Origin of the sequence: Lysobacter daejeonensis GH1-9, assembly GCF_000768355.1 — a bacterium.
Lineage (GTDB): Bacteria > Pseudomonadota > Gammaproteobacteria > Xanthomonadales > Xanthomonadaceae > Aerolutibacter > Aerolutibacter daejeonensis.
Genome location: NZ_AVPU01000008.1, coordinates 79159 through 93986 on the forward strand (window position 1 = coordinate 79159; position 14828 = coordinate 93986).

Here is a 14828-nt window from a genome sequence, read left to right on the forward strand (position 1 = left end):
GCGGGTAGCCGGCGGAGGGCAGGCGACGCCTGCCTTCCTGCCGCACTCATTCGGACAACAGCCATTGCTGCAGGGCGACGCCCTGCTAACGAATCCGGAGCAACACCATGAAGCTGATCCTCCTGCAGAAGGTCACCAACCTCGGCGGCCTGGGTGACACCGTCACCGTCAAGCCGGGCTACGGCCGCAACTACCTCGTGCCGCAGGGCAAGGCCGTGCCGGCCACCGCCGCCAACCTGGCCGAGTTCGAAGCCAAGCGCGCTGAGTACGAAGCCAAGGCCAAGTCGATCCACGACAACGCCGAAGCCCGCAAGGCCAAGCTGGAAGGCGTGTCGGTGACCATCCGCGCCAACGCCGCCACCGAAGGCAAGCTGTACGGCTCGGTCACCACCCGTGACATCGCCGACGCGCTGACCAAGCACGGCTACGAGGTCGCCAAGTCCGAAGTCATCATGGGCGAGGGCGCCATCCGCCACATCGGCGAATACGACGTGCTGGTCCACCTGCACGCCGACGTCGAGACCACCGTCAAGGTGATCGTCGAAGCCGAAGCCGCCTGATCCACCGATCCAGGCTGTGCTGCCGGAGGGCGCCGCAAGGCGCCCTTCGTGTTTCCAGGCCCGGGGTGTGAAGTCGGCGGGGCGATGCGCGGGCAAGCCAAGGCCCTGGCATGCCTGGCTGGGCGCGAGCCCATCACCGGGTGCGTGCCCACTCGCCGTCGCAGGCAATGAGACAGCGGTGGGCTAGGTTCCGGGCCATGTCCCCGCGCGCGGCTATCCGCAGCTTATCCACAGACTTGTCTGCAACACCCGGCGGCCATCGGGGCATAGGATGGCCGACCAGTCGTTTCACCAAGGCCGCGCAGACGGCCCATTCCAGGGGATTCCACTAGCCATGAGCGCACGTCCCGGTTTCCGCAACGACAAGCGGTTCGAGACCCGTTCCGACCAGCGCATGGACCAGTTGCGGGTGCCCCCGCAATCGGTCGAGGCGGAGCAGGCCGTGCTCGGCGGCCTCATGCTGGACCCCAATGCCTACGACCGCATTGCCGACCAGCTCAACGACAACGACTTCTACCGTCGCGACCACCAGCTGATCTACCGTGCCATCGCTGAGCTGGCGCAGAAGAGCAAGCCGTTCGATGCGGTAACGCTGGGTGAGTGGTTCGAGTCGATGGGCCTGGCCGAGCAGGTGGCCGGCGGCGCCTACCTGATCGAACTCGCCAGCACCACGCCGTCGGCGGCCAACATCCTGGCCTACGCCGAGATCGTGCGTGACAAGGCCGTGCTGCGCCAGCTGATCGACGTCGGTACGGGCATCGTCAACGACGGCTTCCAGCCTGATGGCCGCGACAGCGACATGATCCTGGAGGAGGCCGAGAAGCAGGTCCTCGCCATCGCCCAGTCGCGCACGTCGGGCCGTTCGGACTTCACCGACGTGCAGAAGGCGCTGGTCGAGGCCTTCGACGTGCTGCAGACCCGTTATGCCAACGGCGGCAGCGTCACCGGCCTGCCCACGGGCTACACCGAGTTCGACGAGCTCACGGCCGGCCTGCAGAAGACCGACCTGATCATCCTCGCCGCGCGTCCCGCGATGGGCAAGACCACGCTCGCGCTGAACATGGCCGAATTCGCAGCGTTCAAGAGCAAGCAGCCGGTGGCGGTGTTCTCGATGGAAATGTCGGCCAGCCAGCTGGCGCTGCGCCTGATCTCGTCGGTGGGCCGCGTCAACGCGCAGCGACTGCGCACCGGCCAACTGGAAGACGAGGACTGGAGCCGCGTCACCAGCGCGATCCGCCAGCTCAAGGAAGTGAAGATCTTCATCGACGACGAGCCGGGCCTGTCGCCGGTCAAGCTGGCCGCCAAGGCGCGTCGCCTCAAGCGCGAGCATGGCCTGGGCCTGATCGTTATCGACTACCTGCAGCTGATGTCCGTGCCCGGCAACAACGAGAACCGTGCGACGGAAATCTCCGAGATCTCGCGCTCGCTCAAAGGCCTGGCCAAGGAACTGCAGGTGCCGGTGATCGCGCTCTCGCAGCTCAACCGTTCGCTGGAAACGCGCGCCGACAAGCGCCCGGTGATGGCCGACCTGCGCGAATCGGGCGCCATCGAGCAGGACGCGGACATGATCGTCTTCATCTACCGCGACGATTACTACAACAAGGAAAACTCGCCGGACAAGGGATTGGCCGAAGTCATCATCGGCAAGCAGCGTTCGGGCCCGACCGGCTCGATCAAGCTCAAGTTCTTCGGCGAGTACACGCGTTTCGACAACCTCTCGCACGACTCGATGGGCAGTTTCGAATAGCGCAAGGGGCGCATGCGGCTCTGGCAGAATGAGCCGTCCCTGTCTGGAAGCCGACGACGATGCCCATCGCGCTGGTGTGGTTCCGCAATGACCTGCGCCTGGCCGACAACCCGGCACTTCGAGCCGCGCTGGACGGCGGATACACACCACTGCCGCTTTACATCCATGCCCCCGAGGAAGAGTTCCCCTGGGCTCCCGGTGCGGCCAGCCTCGCCTGGCGCCACCAATCGTTGGCTGCGTTGGATGCGGACCTGCGCCAACGTGGCACGCACCTGCGGCTGTTCCATGGGCCCAGCCTGGCGATCCTCCAGGCGGTGGTGGCCGCCAGCGGCGCTGAAGCGGTTTTCTGGAACCGGCGTTACGAGCCCGCCATCGAGCAGCGGGATACCGGCATCAAGCAGGCCCTGCGCGCGCAAGGACTGCGCGTGGAAAGCTTCAACGGCAGCCTGATGTTCGAACCATGGGCGGTCCAGACCAAGCAGGGTGGCCCGTTCAAGGTATTCACGCCATTCTGGCGCGCGGCGTCGGCGCAGTGGCGGAACGAACCGCTCTGGGAGGCACCAGCCGCACTGGCCGAGGCCGACACCGGTCCCGCCGGGGTGCCGCTGGCGGCGCTTGGGCTCTTGCCCACGCCGCGATGGGACATGCCGTTCTGGAGCGACTGGACGCCCGGTGAAGCAGGTGCCCATGCAGCGCTTGAGGTCTTCATTGACGGCGCATTGCATGGTTATGCAGACAGCCGCGATCGCCCCGACCAGGTGGGCACCTCGCGCCTGTCGCCACACCTGCACTTTGGTGAAATCGCCCCTTGGCGATTGGCGGCGGCAATCCAGTCGGCGCGATCGGCGGCGTCGGCCGCCGGGGTCGATGCCTGGCTGCGAGAACTGGGCTGGCGGGAGTTCGCACACCACCTGTTGCATCATTTCCCGCAATCGGCGCAGCACAACTTCAACCCGGCGTTCGACCGGTTTGCATGGGCGAACCTGCGCGAGGAGACGCTGGAGCGCTGGCGCACCGGACGCACCGGCGTGCCGATCGTCGACGCCGGCCTGCGTGAGCTGTTGGCCACCGGCTGGATGCACAACCGCGTGCGCATGATCGTCGGCAGCTACCTGACCAAGCACATGCGTGCGCACTGGCTGGAGGGCGCACGCTGGTTCTGGGACACGCTGGTCGACGCCGACCTGGCCAACAACACGCTGGGCTGGCAATGGGTAGCCGGAACCGGCGCGGACGCAGCCCCGTACTTCCGCGTGTTCAATCCGGTCACGCAGGCGACCCGCTTCGACCCCGACGCGCGTTACATCACCCGTTGGGTTCCCGAACTCGCCAAGTTGCCAACGGCGCTGCGCTTTGCTCCATGGACCGATCCTGCCGTGGCCGCGCGCTTGGCCCCCGACTATCCGGCGCACCCGCTGGTGGACCTGGCGTCTGGACGCGACGCCGCCTTGGGTGCCTACCGGACCCTGCGCGCCTCGCGTTGACGCTCCTCACGGCTGCGTGATTCACTCGCAGCAAACCACGGGAGGGTTGCATGGCCACAGCGGCGCCCAAGCAGCGTGCGCGCAGGCCCAGGGGGCCGCGTCGGGAAAGCATGTCCAAGGTGGACACGGCGTGGCTGCGCATGGAGCGACCCACCAACCCCATGATGATCACCGGCGTGCTGATGTTTGCCGAGCCGATGGACGTCGAGCGGTTGCGCAAGGTCGTGAAGCAGCGCTTCCTGGCCTATCGACGCTTCACGCAGAAGGCGGTGGACGCGCCGACCGGTGCCTCCTGGGTGACCGATCGCGATTTCGACCTGGATTGGCATGTGCAGGCGGCGGCGCTGCCGGGCCGTGGCGACAAGCGGGCCATGGAGCGCTTCGTCAGCCAACTGGCCTCCAGCCCGCTCGACCACGGCCGCCCGCTTTGGCAGTTCCAGCTGGTGGAGCGCTACCGGGGTGGCTCGGCGCTGGTGGCACGCATCCACCACAGCTATGCCGACGGCATCGCGCTGGTGCAGGTATTGCTCTCGCTGACGGATACCACGCGCGAACCGGTGGCTGGCGATGAACTGCATGCGTCCTGGCTCAAGCACGACCACGCCCATGTCGCGCGCCGCGTAGGTGCGGTGGACCGCTATGTGCAACTGGGCACGCGCGCGGTGGAGAAGGGCATGGAGATGTACCGCGACCCCAGCCTCGCCGCCGTGCTGGCCAAGGAGGGTGGCGAGATCGCCCGCGAACTGGTGCATGCGGTGGCCTTGTCGGATGATCCACCCTCGGTGTTGCGCGGCCCGCTGGGCGTCAGCAAGCGCGTGGCCTGGGCCGAGCCCCTGGACCTGGAAGAGGTCAAGGCGGTGGGACGTGCCTGCGAATGCACGGTCAACGACGTACTCATGGCCACCGCCGCCGGCGCATTGCGCAGCTACATGATCGAACGCGGCGATTGTGTCGAAGGGCTGACCCTGCGGGCCACGGTGCCGGTGAACCTGCGGCCACTCGAACATGCCAAGAAGCTGGGGAACCACTTTGGCCTGGTGTTCCTGGACCTGCCGGTGGGCGAGGGCAATCCCATCCGTCGTATCGAACGCGTGGCCGAATCGATGAATTCCCTCAAGAACTCACGGCAGGCCATCGTCGCCTATGGCCTGCTGGCCGCGCTGGGCATGGCGCCCTCGGCGGTGCAGAGCCTGGCGCTGGATCTGTTCAGCCGGAAGGCGTCGGCAGTGGCGACCAACGTGCCGGGGCCGCAGCAGCCGCTGTACATGGCCGGGTGCAAGTTGCGGGAAATGATGTTCTGGGTGCCGCAAACCGGCACCGTCGGGGTCGGCATTTCCATTCTCAGCTACAACGGGCGCGTGCACTTCGGCCTGATCTCCGACGCCAAGCTGATTCCAGACCCGGATAACGTCATCCAGCGTTTTGGCAGCGAGTTCGACAAGCTGCTTTACCTGTCGCTGATGGGCAATTGGGATCACCGTCTGGATGCCGAAAGCGCCTTCCAGCTGATTCCTTCCGAAACCTGAACAGGCTGCCCGGGTCGTCACCCTTTCCTGACAGGGGCGTGTTTAGCTTGTGCCCGTCATCTACACCCCCCAAGGAATGACCCTCATGAATAACTCGCTCAAGATCGCGCTTGCCGCTGCTCTTTCCACCGCGATGCTCGCGGGCTGCGCCACCACCGCCGGTGGCGGCGCCTACGGCAGCGCCGGTACCACCGACCAGGACGGCATGAGCCGCACCAAGAAGGGCGCGCTGATCGGTGCGGCCGTGGGCGCAGTGGCAGGCTTGCTGTCGGGTGACGACGCCACCGAGCGTCGCCAGCGTGCGCTGGTTGGCGCGGGTGTCGGCGGTCTGGCCGGCGGCGCCATCGGCAACTACCAGGACCGTCAGGAACGCGCCCTGCGCGAGAAGATGGCCGGTACCGGCGTCGAAGTCGTGCGCAACGGCGACAACATCACACTGAACATGCCGAGCAACATCACCTTCGGCTTCGACCGCTCCGACCTGCAGCCGCAGTTCTACCCGGTCCTCAACGATGTCGCGGCCACGCTGCAGGAATACAACCAGACCATCGTGGAAGTGGCTGGCCATACCGACAGCGTCGGTACCGACAGCTACAACCAGCAGCTGTCCGAGCGCCGCGCCGCGGCCGTGGGCAACTACCTGATGGGCAAGGGCCTGATGCGCGATCGTTTCATCCTGCTCGGCGCCGGCGAAACCCGCCCGGTGGCCAGCAACGACACCGAGTCCGGCCGCGCGCAGAACCGTCGCGTCGAGATCACCCTGGTGCCGCTGCGTTCGTAATCGAAACAGAAACAAAAGTCACAACGGGGAGACGGGCTGCCGCGAGGTGGCCCGTCTTCTTTGAAGCTGTGGCCAGGGCGTGACTTTGACGGTAGCTGGCGTCGCGTTGGCGGAGCGAAGTCGGAGCGACTCGAGCAACCGGGCCAAGGCCAAAGAAAAACCCCAGTCGTTTCCGACTGGGGTTTGTGTTGGTGGGGTGGGCTCTACCTAATTGTGCGCTGCGGGCCTGTAGATACGCGCTCCACGCCTTTCGCACTGGTCAACCTACCGTCATTGTTACCGTCTTATGCCAGGGCCTTGAATTGGCCTGTCGTCAGATTGACATGGTAGCGGTCACAGGTTCTGACCCTGTACCGCTCACCACCTTTCTTCGGGTGGAAATTAAGTTCTATCAGGGGCGTGCCGACATTTGGTGCCCAGACCCGCAATTGAAGAAGGACGTGGTGCGCGTGTTCTGCTACATCGCGGTCGAGCTTTGCCGTCTATGCGAGCCTTAACGCCCAGCAGGGGTGGAGCTTCGACCGAGATCGCCCGGTCGCAACCGCGGACTTCTCCATGCTTGGGACGGTCAGAAGCCAATGCTCTCCCAAGTGAGGACTGCGGCGCGGTGCCAGGCCCTCAACGGCGGCGGCCTGTCTGGCTGGAGCGCATTCTGAGCGCCAAGGGGTGAGAGACCGGGCCCGACGGGGCCCGCGAGACTTTGTCATCTCACGCGCAGAGACCGAGGCGAGGCATGATGGGCACGGACGCCACAGGGGGCACCATGACCGTACTGACCGACCGCTTCACCCGGGCCGTCGATTACGCCCGTATCGCCCACGCAGCCCAGGTGCGCAAGGGTTCCAATATCCCCTACCTGTACCACCTGCTCGGCGTGGCCAGCCTGGTGATCGAGTTTGGCGGCAACGAGGACCAGGCCATCGCCGGCCTGCTGCACGACGTGGTCGAGGACTGCGGCGAGGCGCATCGCGCCCTCGTGCGCGCGAAGTTCGGTGAGGGCGTGGCCAGCATTGTGGAGGCCTGCACCGACGGCTCTGCCGAGAGCAAGGCCGGTCACACCGACCCGGAGGCTAAGCGGCGCCATTGGGCCGAGCGTAAGCAGGCGTACTTGGCGCACCTGCAGGACGTGGACGCCGCCGCCTTGCTGGTGTCGGCCTGCGACAAGCTGCACAACGCCCGCGCCATCATGCAGGACCTGCAAGCCCCCGGAGTGGGGCAGGCCGTGTTCGAGCGTTTCACCGGAGGCAAGGTCGGCACCCTGGGCTACTACGAAGCGCTATCGCGCGTGTTCACAACCCGGCAGGTCAAGGTCGCGCCAGTGCTGGATGCGGTGGTCGCGCAGATGCACCAATGGGCCGATGCGGCCGAGCGCCGACCGCTGGCCGCTTGACCGGACATTGGTCGTCCACCCCATGCAGCGGACGTGCCCGTCAGAGCTACAGTATCGTCCCCCGCACCGGTGCCCCCACGTGCCTGCGCCACCGCGCGCGCCATTGACACGCCATGACCAACGAAGAATTTAAAAAGACCCTCTGGGACACCGCCGACAAGCTGCGCGGCTCCGTGGCCGCCGCCACCTACAAATACCCGGTGCTGGGGCTGGTGTTCCTCAAGTACGTGTCGGACCTGTACGACGCCCAGGCGCAGGTGATCCGCCACCGCCTGGCCGAGCCCAAGTCCGAGTACTACATCGCCGACCCACAGGTGCGGCAGGACAGCGAAGCGGTATTCACCGGCGACAAGACGTTCTTCGATGCCGACAACGTGTTCTGGGTGCCGCCGCAGGCGCACTTCGACACCCTGCTGGCGCAGGCCGCCGCGCCCGATCTGGCGCAGAAGCTGGACACCGCGCTGGGCGAGATCGAGGCCGAGAACCCCACCCTGAAGGGCGTGCTGTACCGCGAGTTCAGTCGCCTGGAGCTGGAGCCCGGCAAGCTGGGCGAGCTGATGCAGCTGATCGCCCGCCTGCACTTCAACCCCGGCAAGCACGGCAGCCGCGACGTGTTCGGCGAGGTGTACGAGTACTTCCTCGGCCAGTTCGCACTGAAGGAAGGCGCCCGCGCCGGCGAGTTCTACACGCCCAAGAGCGTGGTCAACCTGCTGGTGGAGATCCTGGCGCCGTTCAAGGGCACCATCTACGACCCGGCCTGCGGCTCGGGCGGCATGTTCGTGCAGTCGGCGCGGTTCAAGGACGCGCACCAGACCAAAGCAAGGAAGGGCGACCTGGCCATCCACGGCCAGGAGCTGATGGCCGCCACCCGCCGCCTGGCGCTGATGAACCTGGCCGTGCACGGCCTGCACGGCGACCTGGGCAAGACCTACGGCGATACCTTCGCCAACGACCAGCACAAGACCCTGCGCGCCGACTACGTGCTGGCCAACCCGCCGTTCAACATCTCCGACTGGGGCGGCGACAAGCTAGCCGACGACCCGCGCTGGGTGTACGGCATCCCCCCCAAGGGCAACGCCAACTTTGCCTGGCTGCAGCACATGCTGGCGCGGCTGTCATCGCGCGGGCGCGCTGGCATCGTGCTGGCCAACGGCAGCATGAGCTCGCAGCAGAGCGGCGAGGGCGACATCCGCCGCGCCATGGTGCAGGCCGACGTGGTGGAGTGCATGGTGGCCCTGCCGGGGCAGCTGTTCTCCAACACGCAGATCCCGGCGTGCCTGTGGTTTCTTTCCAAGGACAAGGGCACGGGCGGCAACGGCAAAGCCGACCGGCGCGGGCAGGTGCTGTTCATCGACGCACGCAAGGCGGCGAGCGGGCGCATCGGCCGCACCCAGATCGAGTTCGCCGACGAGGACATGCAGCGCATCGCGCAGGCCTACCACCGCTGGCGCGGCAGCGACTTCAGTGATGGCGGCGAGTATGCCGACGTGCCAGGGTTCTGCTACAGCGCGTCACTGGCGGAGGTGGAGAAGCACGGCTTTGTGCTGACCCCGGGCCGCTATGTGGGCGCGCAGGTAGAAGAGGACGACGACGAGGCGTTCAACGACAAGATGGAGCGGCTGACCGCGCAGCTGGCCGAGCAGATGGCGAGGGGTGCGGAGTTGGATACTGTGATCAGGGAGAAGTTGGGGGCGCTGGGTTATGGCGTTTGAATGGCCTGCGGCAAAGCTCACAGATATCGCAGCAATCAACCCGCGAAGAAGAGTGAATAAGGGCGAGCCGGTGCCCTTTATCGAAATGTCTGCGCTTCCGTTAAGTGGTCGCGATATCGAGGCAACAGCGATCTCGACTCGGGCGGCAAAGTCGGCGGGGTCCCACTTTCAGAACGGCGACACTCTTCTGGCCAGGATCACGCCCTGCTTGGAGAACGGTAAGACAGCTCAGGTAAGGAATCTGGATGAATGCGTAATCGGCGAAGGATCTACTGAGTTCATCGTCCTTTGTGGGCATCAGGCCGCCGACAACGATTACATCTACTACTTGTGCCGCAGTGCCGATTTTCGCGAGTTCGCGATTGCGCGAATGGAAGGCACGTCTGGTCGCCAACGTGTCTCATGGCAGGCTATTGCTGGCTATCAGTTCGCGCTCCCGTCACCAGAGATTCGGCGGGACGCTGCGGAGGTGCTGGCAAGGCTCGACGACCGTATTGACAACTTGCGTCAAACGAACGCCACCCTCGAAGCCATCGCTCAAGCCCTGTTCAAATCCTGGTTCGTGGACTTCGACCCCGTGCGCGCCAAGGCCGAAGGCCGCGAGCCGGAAGGCATGGACGCCGCCACCGCCGCGCTGTTCCCCAGCGACTTTGAGGATTCCGAACTTGGGCCGATTCCCAAGGGCTGGCTCGTGGGGGCAGTTGAAGATCTGTTCGTCCTCCAGCGTGGCTTCGATCTTCCAAATACGAAACGAATCGACGGCGAGTACCCCGTTATGGCAGCAAGCGGGCCAAATGGAACGCATCGCGAATCCATGGTTACTGGGCCAGGCGTCACCACCGGTCGAAGCGGAGTGCTTGGAAAGGTCTTTCATGTAGCGACCGATTTTTGGCCACTCAACACCTCGCTATGGGTAAAGGAGTTCCGAGCAGCACCAGCGCCATATGTTTATCAGTTCTTGAAGCGCATGAATTTGGGGCATCTCAACGCAGGATCAGCAGTCCCAACGCTCAATCGAAATCATGTGCATGGGAAGGCGGCGCTAGTTCCGCCTGGGCCACTTGTCGATACGTATTCAAAGAATGCCGAGACACTGTTGCAGGCAGTTCATGCCAACGAGAAGCGCGAGTTGCTGTTGGCCGAACTCCGCGACACCCTTCTCCCCCGCCTGATCTCCGGCAAACTCCGCCTCCCCGAGGCCGAGCGCGAAGTCGAGGCTGCCCTCGCATGAGTCACGTCTGTCCGATCTGCGCGGTTGTACTGGAGCCCATGCCTCGGTACCCGCGTTATGTCTGCGAGAACTGCGCCACTCGCGCGGTCACCGCCGAGGGCCGCCCGCTGGTGTTTGGTAATGAAGGCCTCAGCGGTGGATTCATCGCTCAGTACGCCGACACGGGCGAACCCTACGACAGCCACGCCTGCTGGATCGACGGCATCCCCTGCCACGCCGACGAACACCGATTCGGCGGCATCGTGATCGAGGTGCTTGCATGAAGGCCATCATCCACAGCCTCGGCCAGGTCCTGTACTCGCCCAGCCAGTACGTGATCCCGGTGTTCCAGCGCCATTACCGCTGGGAGCTTCCGCAGTGGCAGCGGCTGTGGGACAGCCTTGAGGAGATCCAACAGCCGGGCAAGACCGGCAACCATTTCATGGGCTTCCTGGTGTACGTGGTGGGCAGCACGCCGCAGCCGGGGCAGCCTACGCGCTTCCACCTGATCGACGGGCAGCAGCGCCTGACCACGCTCTCGCTGCTTCTGGCGTCCATCCGCAACGTGGCGCGTCGCACCGCGCAGGAAGAACTGGCGCAGGAGATCCACGAGGACTACTTGGTGCACCCGCGCCGCAAGGGCGAGCAGCGCTACCGGCTGTTGCCCAAGGAGCACGACCAGACTGCCTATCTGGCCATCGTGGACGACAAGCCGCCGGCACCGGGGCGCATGGCGCAGGCGGTGGCGTTCTTCGAGCGCATGCTGCACGCCCGCGCCGACGAACAACCGGCTGCACTGAGGCGCCTGTTCGAGGTGGTCTGCCAGCGCCTGGACTTCATGGGTGCCACGCTGGAGAGCGAGAACGCCTACAGCATCTTCAAGAGCCTCAATTCCACCGGCGTGCCGCTGAGCCAGGCCGACCTGATCCGCAACTTCGTGTTCATGCACGTGCCGCCCGATGCGCAGGACGAGTTCGACGCCGAGCGCTGGAACCCGCTGGAGGCGCGCTTTGCCGCCGGGGACGGGCGGCTGGACGAGGAGCGTTTTGCCCGGTTCTTCCGCGACCTGCTCATGGCCGACGGGCAGTACGTGCCGCCCAAGCTGACCTTTGCCACGTTTGAGGCACGGCATGAGGCCACCGGCTTCGCTCCTGACACACTGGCCGCGCAGTTGGCCCAGCGCGCCGAGCAGTACGCGGTCATCGGCAGCCGCGCGCCGGACAGCAGCGTGGCGTTGACGCGGGCGCTGGCCCGGCTCAACCGGCTGGACAGTTCCACCACGTTCCCGTTGCTGCTGTGGTTGTTCGCACAGCGCGATGCCGGGCAGCTGGATGACGCCGGTCTGGCGCGTGCGGTGGACATGCTGTGCGGTTTCATCCTGCGTCGCTTCGTGGCAGGCGAGACTTCGCGCGGTTATGGCGAGATGTTCGTGCGTGCCATTCGTGACAGCCAGGGCGAGCCGGTGGCCGCACTGGAGCAGTTCCTGCTGCAACGGGGCTGGCCGGAGGATGCGCGCTTCATCGAGGCATTCACCCGTTTTCCGCTGTACAAACGCGGCTACGCCCGCGAGGTGCTGGAGGCGCTGGAACTGGCACGCGGACACAAAGAGCAGGGCTCGCTGACGCAGGCGCAGATCGAGCACATCCTGCCCCAGACGCTCAGCGACGACTGGGCCGACGCGCTGGGCGACGACGCCGAACGCGTGCATGGCGAGTGGCTGCACCGCCCCGGCAACTTGACCCTGTCGGCGTACAACCAGGAAGTGGGCAATCAGGGGTTCACGGTCAAGCGCGCACGTTTTGCCCAGTCCAACATCAGCCTGACCCGGGAGGTGGGCGACTACCCACACTGGGGCGAGGCCGAGATCCTGGAGCGCGGTGAGCGTATGGCGATGGACGCCGCCGCGTTGTGGCAAGGCCCCAAGGAAGCGTACGCGGCCGAGGCCGACACCGCGCAGGAGCAGGAGGCGCGGTCGGTGCGTCTGGCGTTCTGGACCGGATTCGCCGAGCACCTGGCCGCCGCCCACTCTTTGTTGCCGCAGCTGGTGCCCGAATCCAAGCGCGTGGTGCGCTTGCAGTCCGGTATCCCACACCTGCGGTTGGCCATGCGTTACAAACTGCAGGACGGCTCCGTGGCGCTGCTGCTGCGGTTCAAGCCCAAGGCGCGAGCGTACTGGCACGCCCTGCGCGATGACCCTGAACTGCCCAATGGCTGGGTGGGACAGGCGTGGGAGTTTGACGATGGTGACGGCGGCGATGCCCTCATGACGCTGGAGTGCGTGCCTGCCAGCAAGGACAGCGCCTACTGGCCCGCGCTGTATGACTGGCTGGCTGTCAAGCTGGCGCTGGTAAGTGACCATGGTTTGCCGTGGCTGCGCGAGGCCATCGGCGTAAGCGCCGACGATGACGACAACGAGGACGACGACAAGGCGCTCACGCCCACCCGCCAGCGCCAACTGGCATTTTGGACACAACTGGTGGCGCACGTAGTGGCGCAGTCAAGCGTGGTGCGCCCGCAGAAACCGGCGGCGCAGAGCTGGCTGAATATTTCGATTGGGCGCGCCGGCTTTGGCGTGATCCCCACCGTCAACCAGCAAGTGGGGCGGCTGGGCGTGGAGATAATGGTGGCGGGCAAGCGGCCCAAGGAACACTTCAAACTGCTGCTGGCGCAGAAGGGCAGCATCGAGCAGCAGTTGGGGTTTGAGCTGGATTGGATGGAACTGCCCGACGCGCACCAGTGCCGGATCGTGTCATGGCGCAACAGCAGCCACCTGCAGGACCAGGCGCGTTGGCCGGAGTACGTGGAGTGGATGGCGGATCGGATCATCCGGATGGATGGGGTGTTCCGGCCCCTGGTGAAGCAGTTGCCGTGATCAGGACCAGGGGGAGTCGTGGCAAAGGTAAGGTTGTTGACTCAGCGCGACGAAGTGGGGCGCGCTGTGAAGAAGCTGGTGCCCACGCACATTGCCGTTGCTTACGTCGGCATTGACTGGGCAGATCTGATTGTTGGGGACAAGCTCAAGGAGATCGTCCTTTCGCCCACGGTGGGTAGCAATCCCAAGGCCATTGAGGCGCTGGGGAAACGGTTGGGTTGGGGTAACGTCCACTTCCTCGATCAATTGCACGCCAAGATCTACGTGGGGCGGTCCGGAGTGATTGTGGGCAGTGCGAATCTATCCACCAATGCCCTCTCGATGGGTGGGGCGGACTTGTTTGAAGCCGTCATGCTGTCGGATCAGGCGGGGCATCGGGTCGATGCAATGGCGGCCTTTTCGGAGCTGCGTGAGACCGCCATCAAGGCGTACCCGACCGCGAAGTCAAAGAAAGATCGCCTTGCAAGGCTGGTTATTGAAACTCGCAAGGCGCGAGCCGCTGGGTTGTTCAAGCAGGCGGGCAAGGGCGCGACGTTTGATCGCTATCGAATCGGCGATCACCGCATTTTCGTGGAGTGGTGGACTGCCGGCGGGGAGTCGGGAAACGAGGTCGAAGGCGATCGCGACTACATGAACCTCCGGTTAGGGCGGGAGCGGGCAGGCGTCGGAGATTGGGTGTTGAGCTGGCGCTGCAACGATGACGGGTATCCGACAAAAAACGGCGCCGTCAAGTGGATCTGGATAAACACGGTTCGACGGGGAAGGAGTGGGCTGGAGGACTATGCCGATCAGGTCGCGGAGACGACGCGACCTGCACCTGCGGCGCTTCCGTTTGAAATCGATGGTTCCTTCGAGGCCGCCTTTCGTCAGGCAATATCACTGGAAAAGTTCTGGCGGATGCGCACCGATGTCAAGGACAGGGTGATGACCACCCCTAGCAGGGCGCAGGTCGAAGAATTTCTGAAGCACGTAAGGACGCTATACAAATAGACGCTAGAGCTAACGATTTTGGGGGATTGAATGGCGGGCAAGAAGCAAACCCAGAGCCTTGTTGAGCTGCTCAAGGAAAGTGGCATATCTCTTGATGTCCTGGAGGACGAGAAGAGTCCCGAGTTTATCAAGCAGAAGGAGCGCCTCATTTTCCTCATCAAGAGCGGGCAGATTGAGGAAAAGAGGATAGAGGCTCTGTCCAAGGTTGTTCCGGATTCGAATGCCGCGCTCAAGAGCGTCTCGGGGAACGCAAAAGATGCGCAAATTGCGTCTATAGAGGCTCTTAAAGCAGAGCACGCAGACGCGTTCAGGGTCATCGAAAAGATCGTGCAGGAAGCACAGAGCGAAGATCTGCGCAGGGAAGCGCTGCACACCGTTGAGAGGATGGCGAAGGAGAACAACGACACGCAGAGCAAGATTTCCTCTCGCAACAATAGAACTTACATGTACATGGCTGGCTCAATAGTGGTGGGCCTGCTCGTCGTTGCGGGGAGTGCTGTCGCCAAATCGTATTTGGAAGAATATGTCTAGTCGTTAGCCGGTTGTGCGATTTCTG

Annotated in this window: 12 protein-coding genes; all 12 read left to right on the forward strand. The window is 64.6% G+C overall.

Annotated elements, in window-relative coordinates; genetic code table 11:
* The first annotated feature begins 107 nt into the window (after nucleotides 1-107).
* The 12 genes from rplI to N800_RS06660 all read left to right on the forward strand — a co-directional run bounded on the left by rplI (nucleotide 108) and on the right by N800_RS06660 (nucleotide 14803).
* Complete coding sequence (gene rplI, locus N800_RS06605; protein WP_036136224.1) at nucleotides 108-560, forward strand: 50S ribosomal protein L9; 453 nt, start codon at nucleotides 108-110, stop codon at nucleotides 558-560.
* Between the two features lie 334 nt (nucleotides 561-894).
* Nucleotides 895-2307 (forward strand): replicative DNA helicase, encoded by a 1413-nt coding sequence (locus N800_RS06610; RefSeq protein ID WP_036136226.1) that lies wholly within the window; start codon nucleotides 895-897, stop codon nucleotides 2305-2307.
* A gap of 59 nt (nucleotides 2308-2366) precedes the next feature.
* On the forward strand, nucleotides 2367-3791 hold the full coding sequence (locus N800_RS06615; RefSeq protein ID WP_036136227.1) for a cryptochrome/photolyase family protein: 1425 nt from the start codon (nucleotides 2367-2369) through the stop codon (nucleotides 3789-3791).
* A gap of 110 nt (nucleotides 3792-3901) precedes the next feature.
* Nucleotides 3902-5317: a WS/DGAT/MGAT family O-acyltransferase gene (locus N800_RS06620; protein WP_232227555.1), complete on the forward strand. Its 1416-nt coding sequence runs from the start codon at nucleotides 3902-3904 to the stop codon at nucleotides 5315-5317.
* Between the two features lie 76 nt (nucleotides 5318-5393).
* The gene (locus N800_RS06625; RefSeq protein WP_425476501.1) at nucleotides 5394-6098 is read left to right on the forward strand and encodes a YiaD family glycine zipper/OmpA-like lipoprotein; all 705 of its coding nucleotides are present in this window, start codon (nucleotides 5394-5396) and stop codon (nucleotides 6096-6098) included.
* 763 nt (nucleotides 6099-6861) lie between these two features.
* A complete protein-coding gene (locus N800_RS06630) occupies nucleotides 6862-7488 on the forward strand; it encodes an HD domain-containing protein (protein ID WP_036136306.1) in 627 nt (208 codons plus the stop codon).
* 113 nt (nucleotides 7489-7601) lie between these two features.
* Complete coding sequence (locus tag N800_RS06635) at nucleotides 7602-9200, forward strand: type I restriction-modification system subunit M (protein ID WP_036136235.1); 1599 nt, start codon at nucleotides 7602-7604, stop codon at nucleotides 9198-9200.
* Nucleotides 9190-10431 carry a restriction endonuclease subunit S gene (locus N800_RS15280; protein WP_156962895.1) on the forward strand — a complete coding sequence of 414 codons (1242 nt, stop codon included), beginning with the start codon at nucleotides 9190-9192 and terminating at the stop codon, nucleotides 10429-10431. Before N800_RS06635 ends, N800_RS15280 begins: the two co-directional genes overlap by 11 nt.
* 38 nt (nucleotides 10432-10469) lie before the next feature.
* Nucleotides 10470-10694: a hypothetical protein gene (locus tag N800_RS06645; RefSeq protein ID WP_198032485.1), complete on the forward strand. Its 225-nt coding sequence runs from the start codon at nucleotides 10470-10472 to the stop codon at nucleotides 10692-10694.
* Entirely contained in the window at nucleotides 10691-13282 is a 2592-nt protein-coding gene (locus N800_RS06650) for a DUF4268 domain-containing protein (RefSeq protein ID WP_036136240.1), read from the forward strand. Before N800_RS06645 ends, N800_RS06650 begins: the two co-directional genes overlap by 4 nt.
* Before the next feature lie 36 nt (nucleotides 13283-13318).
* Nucleotides 13319-14272: a phospholipase D family protein gene (locus N800_RS06655; protein WP_156962896.1), complete on the forward strand. Its 954-nt coding sequence runs from the start codon at nucleotides 13319-13321 to the stop codon at nucleotides 14270-14272.
* A gap of 30 nt (nucleotides 14273-14302) precedes the next feature.
* Nucleotides 14303-14803: a hypothetical protein gene (locus N800_RS06660; RefSeq protein WP_036136247.1), complete on the forward strand. Its 501-nt coding sequence runs from the start codon at nucleotides 14303-14305 to the stop codon at nucleotides 14801-14803.
* The last annotated feature ends 25 nt before the right edge of the window (nucleotides 14804-14828 follow it).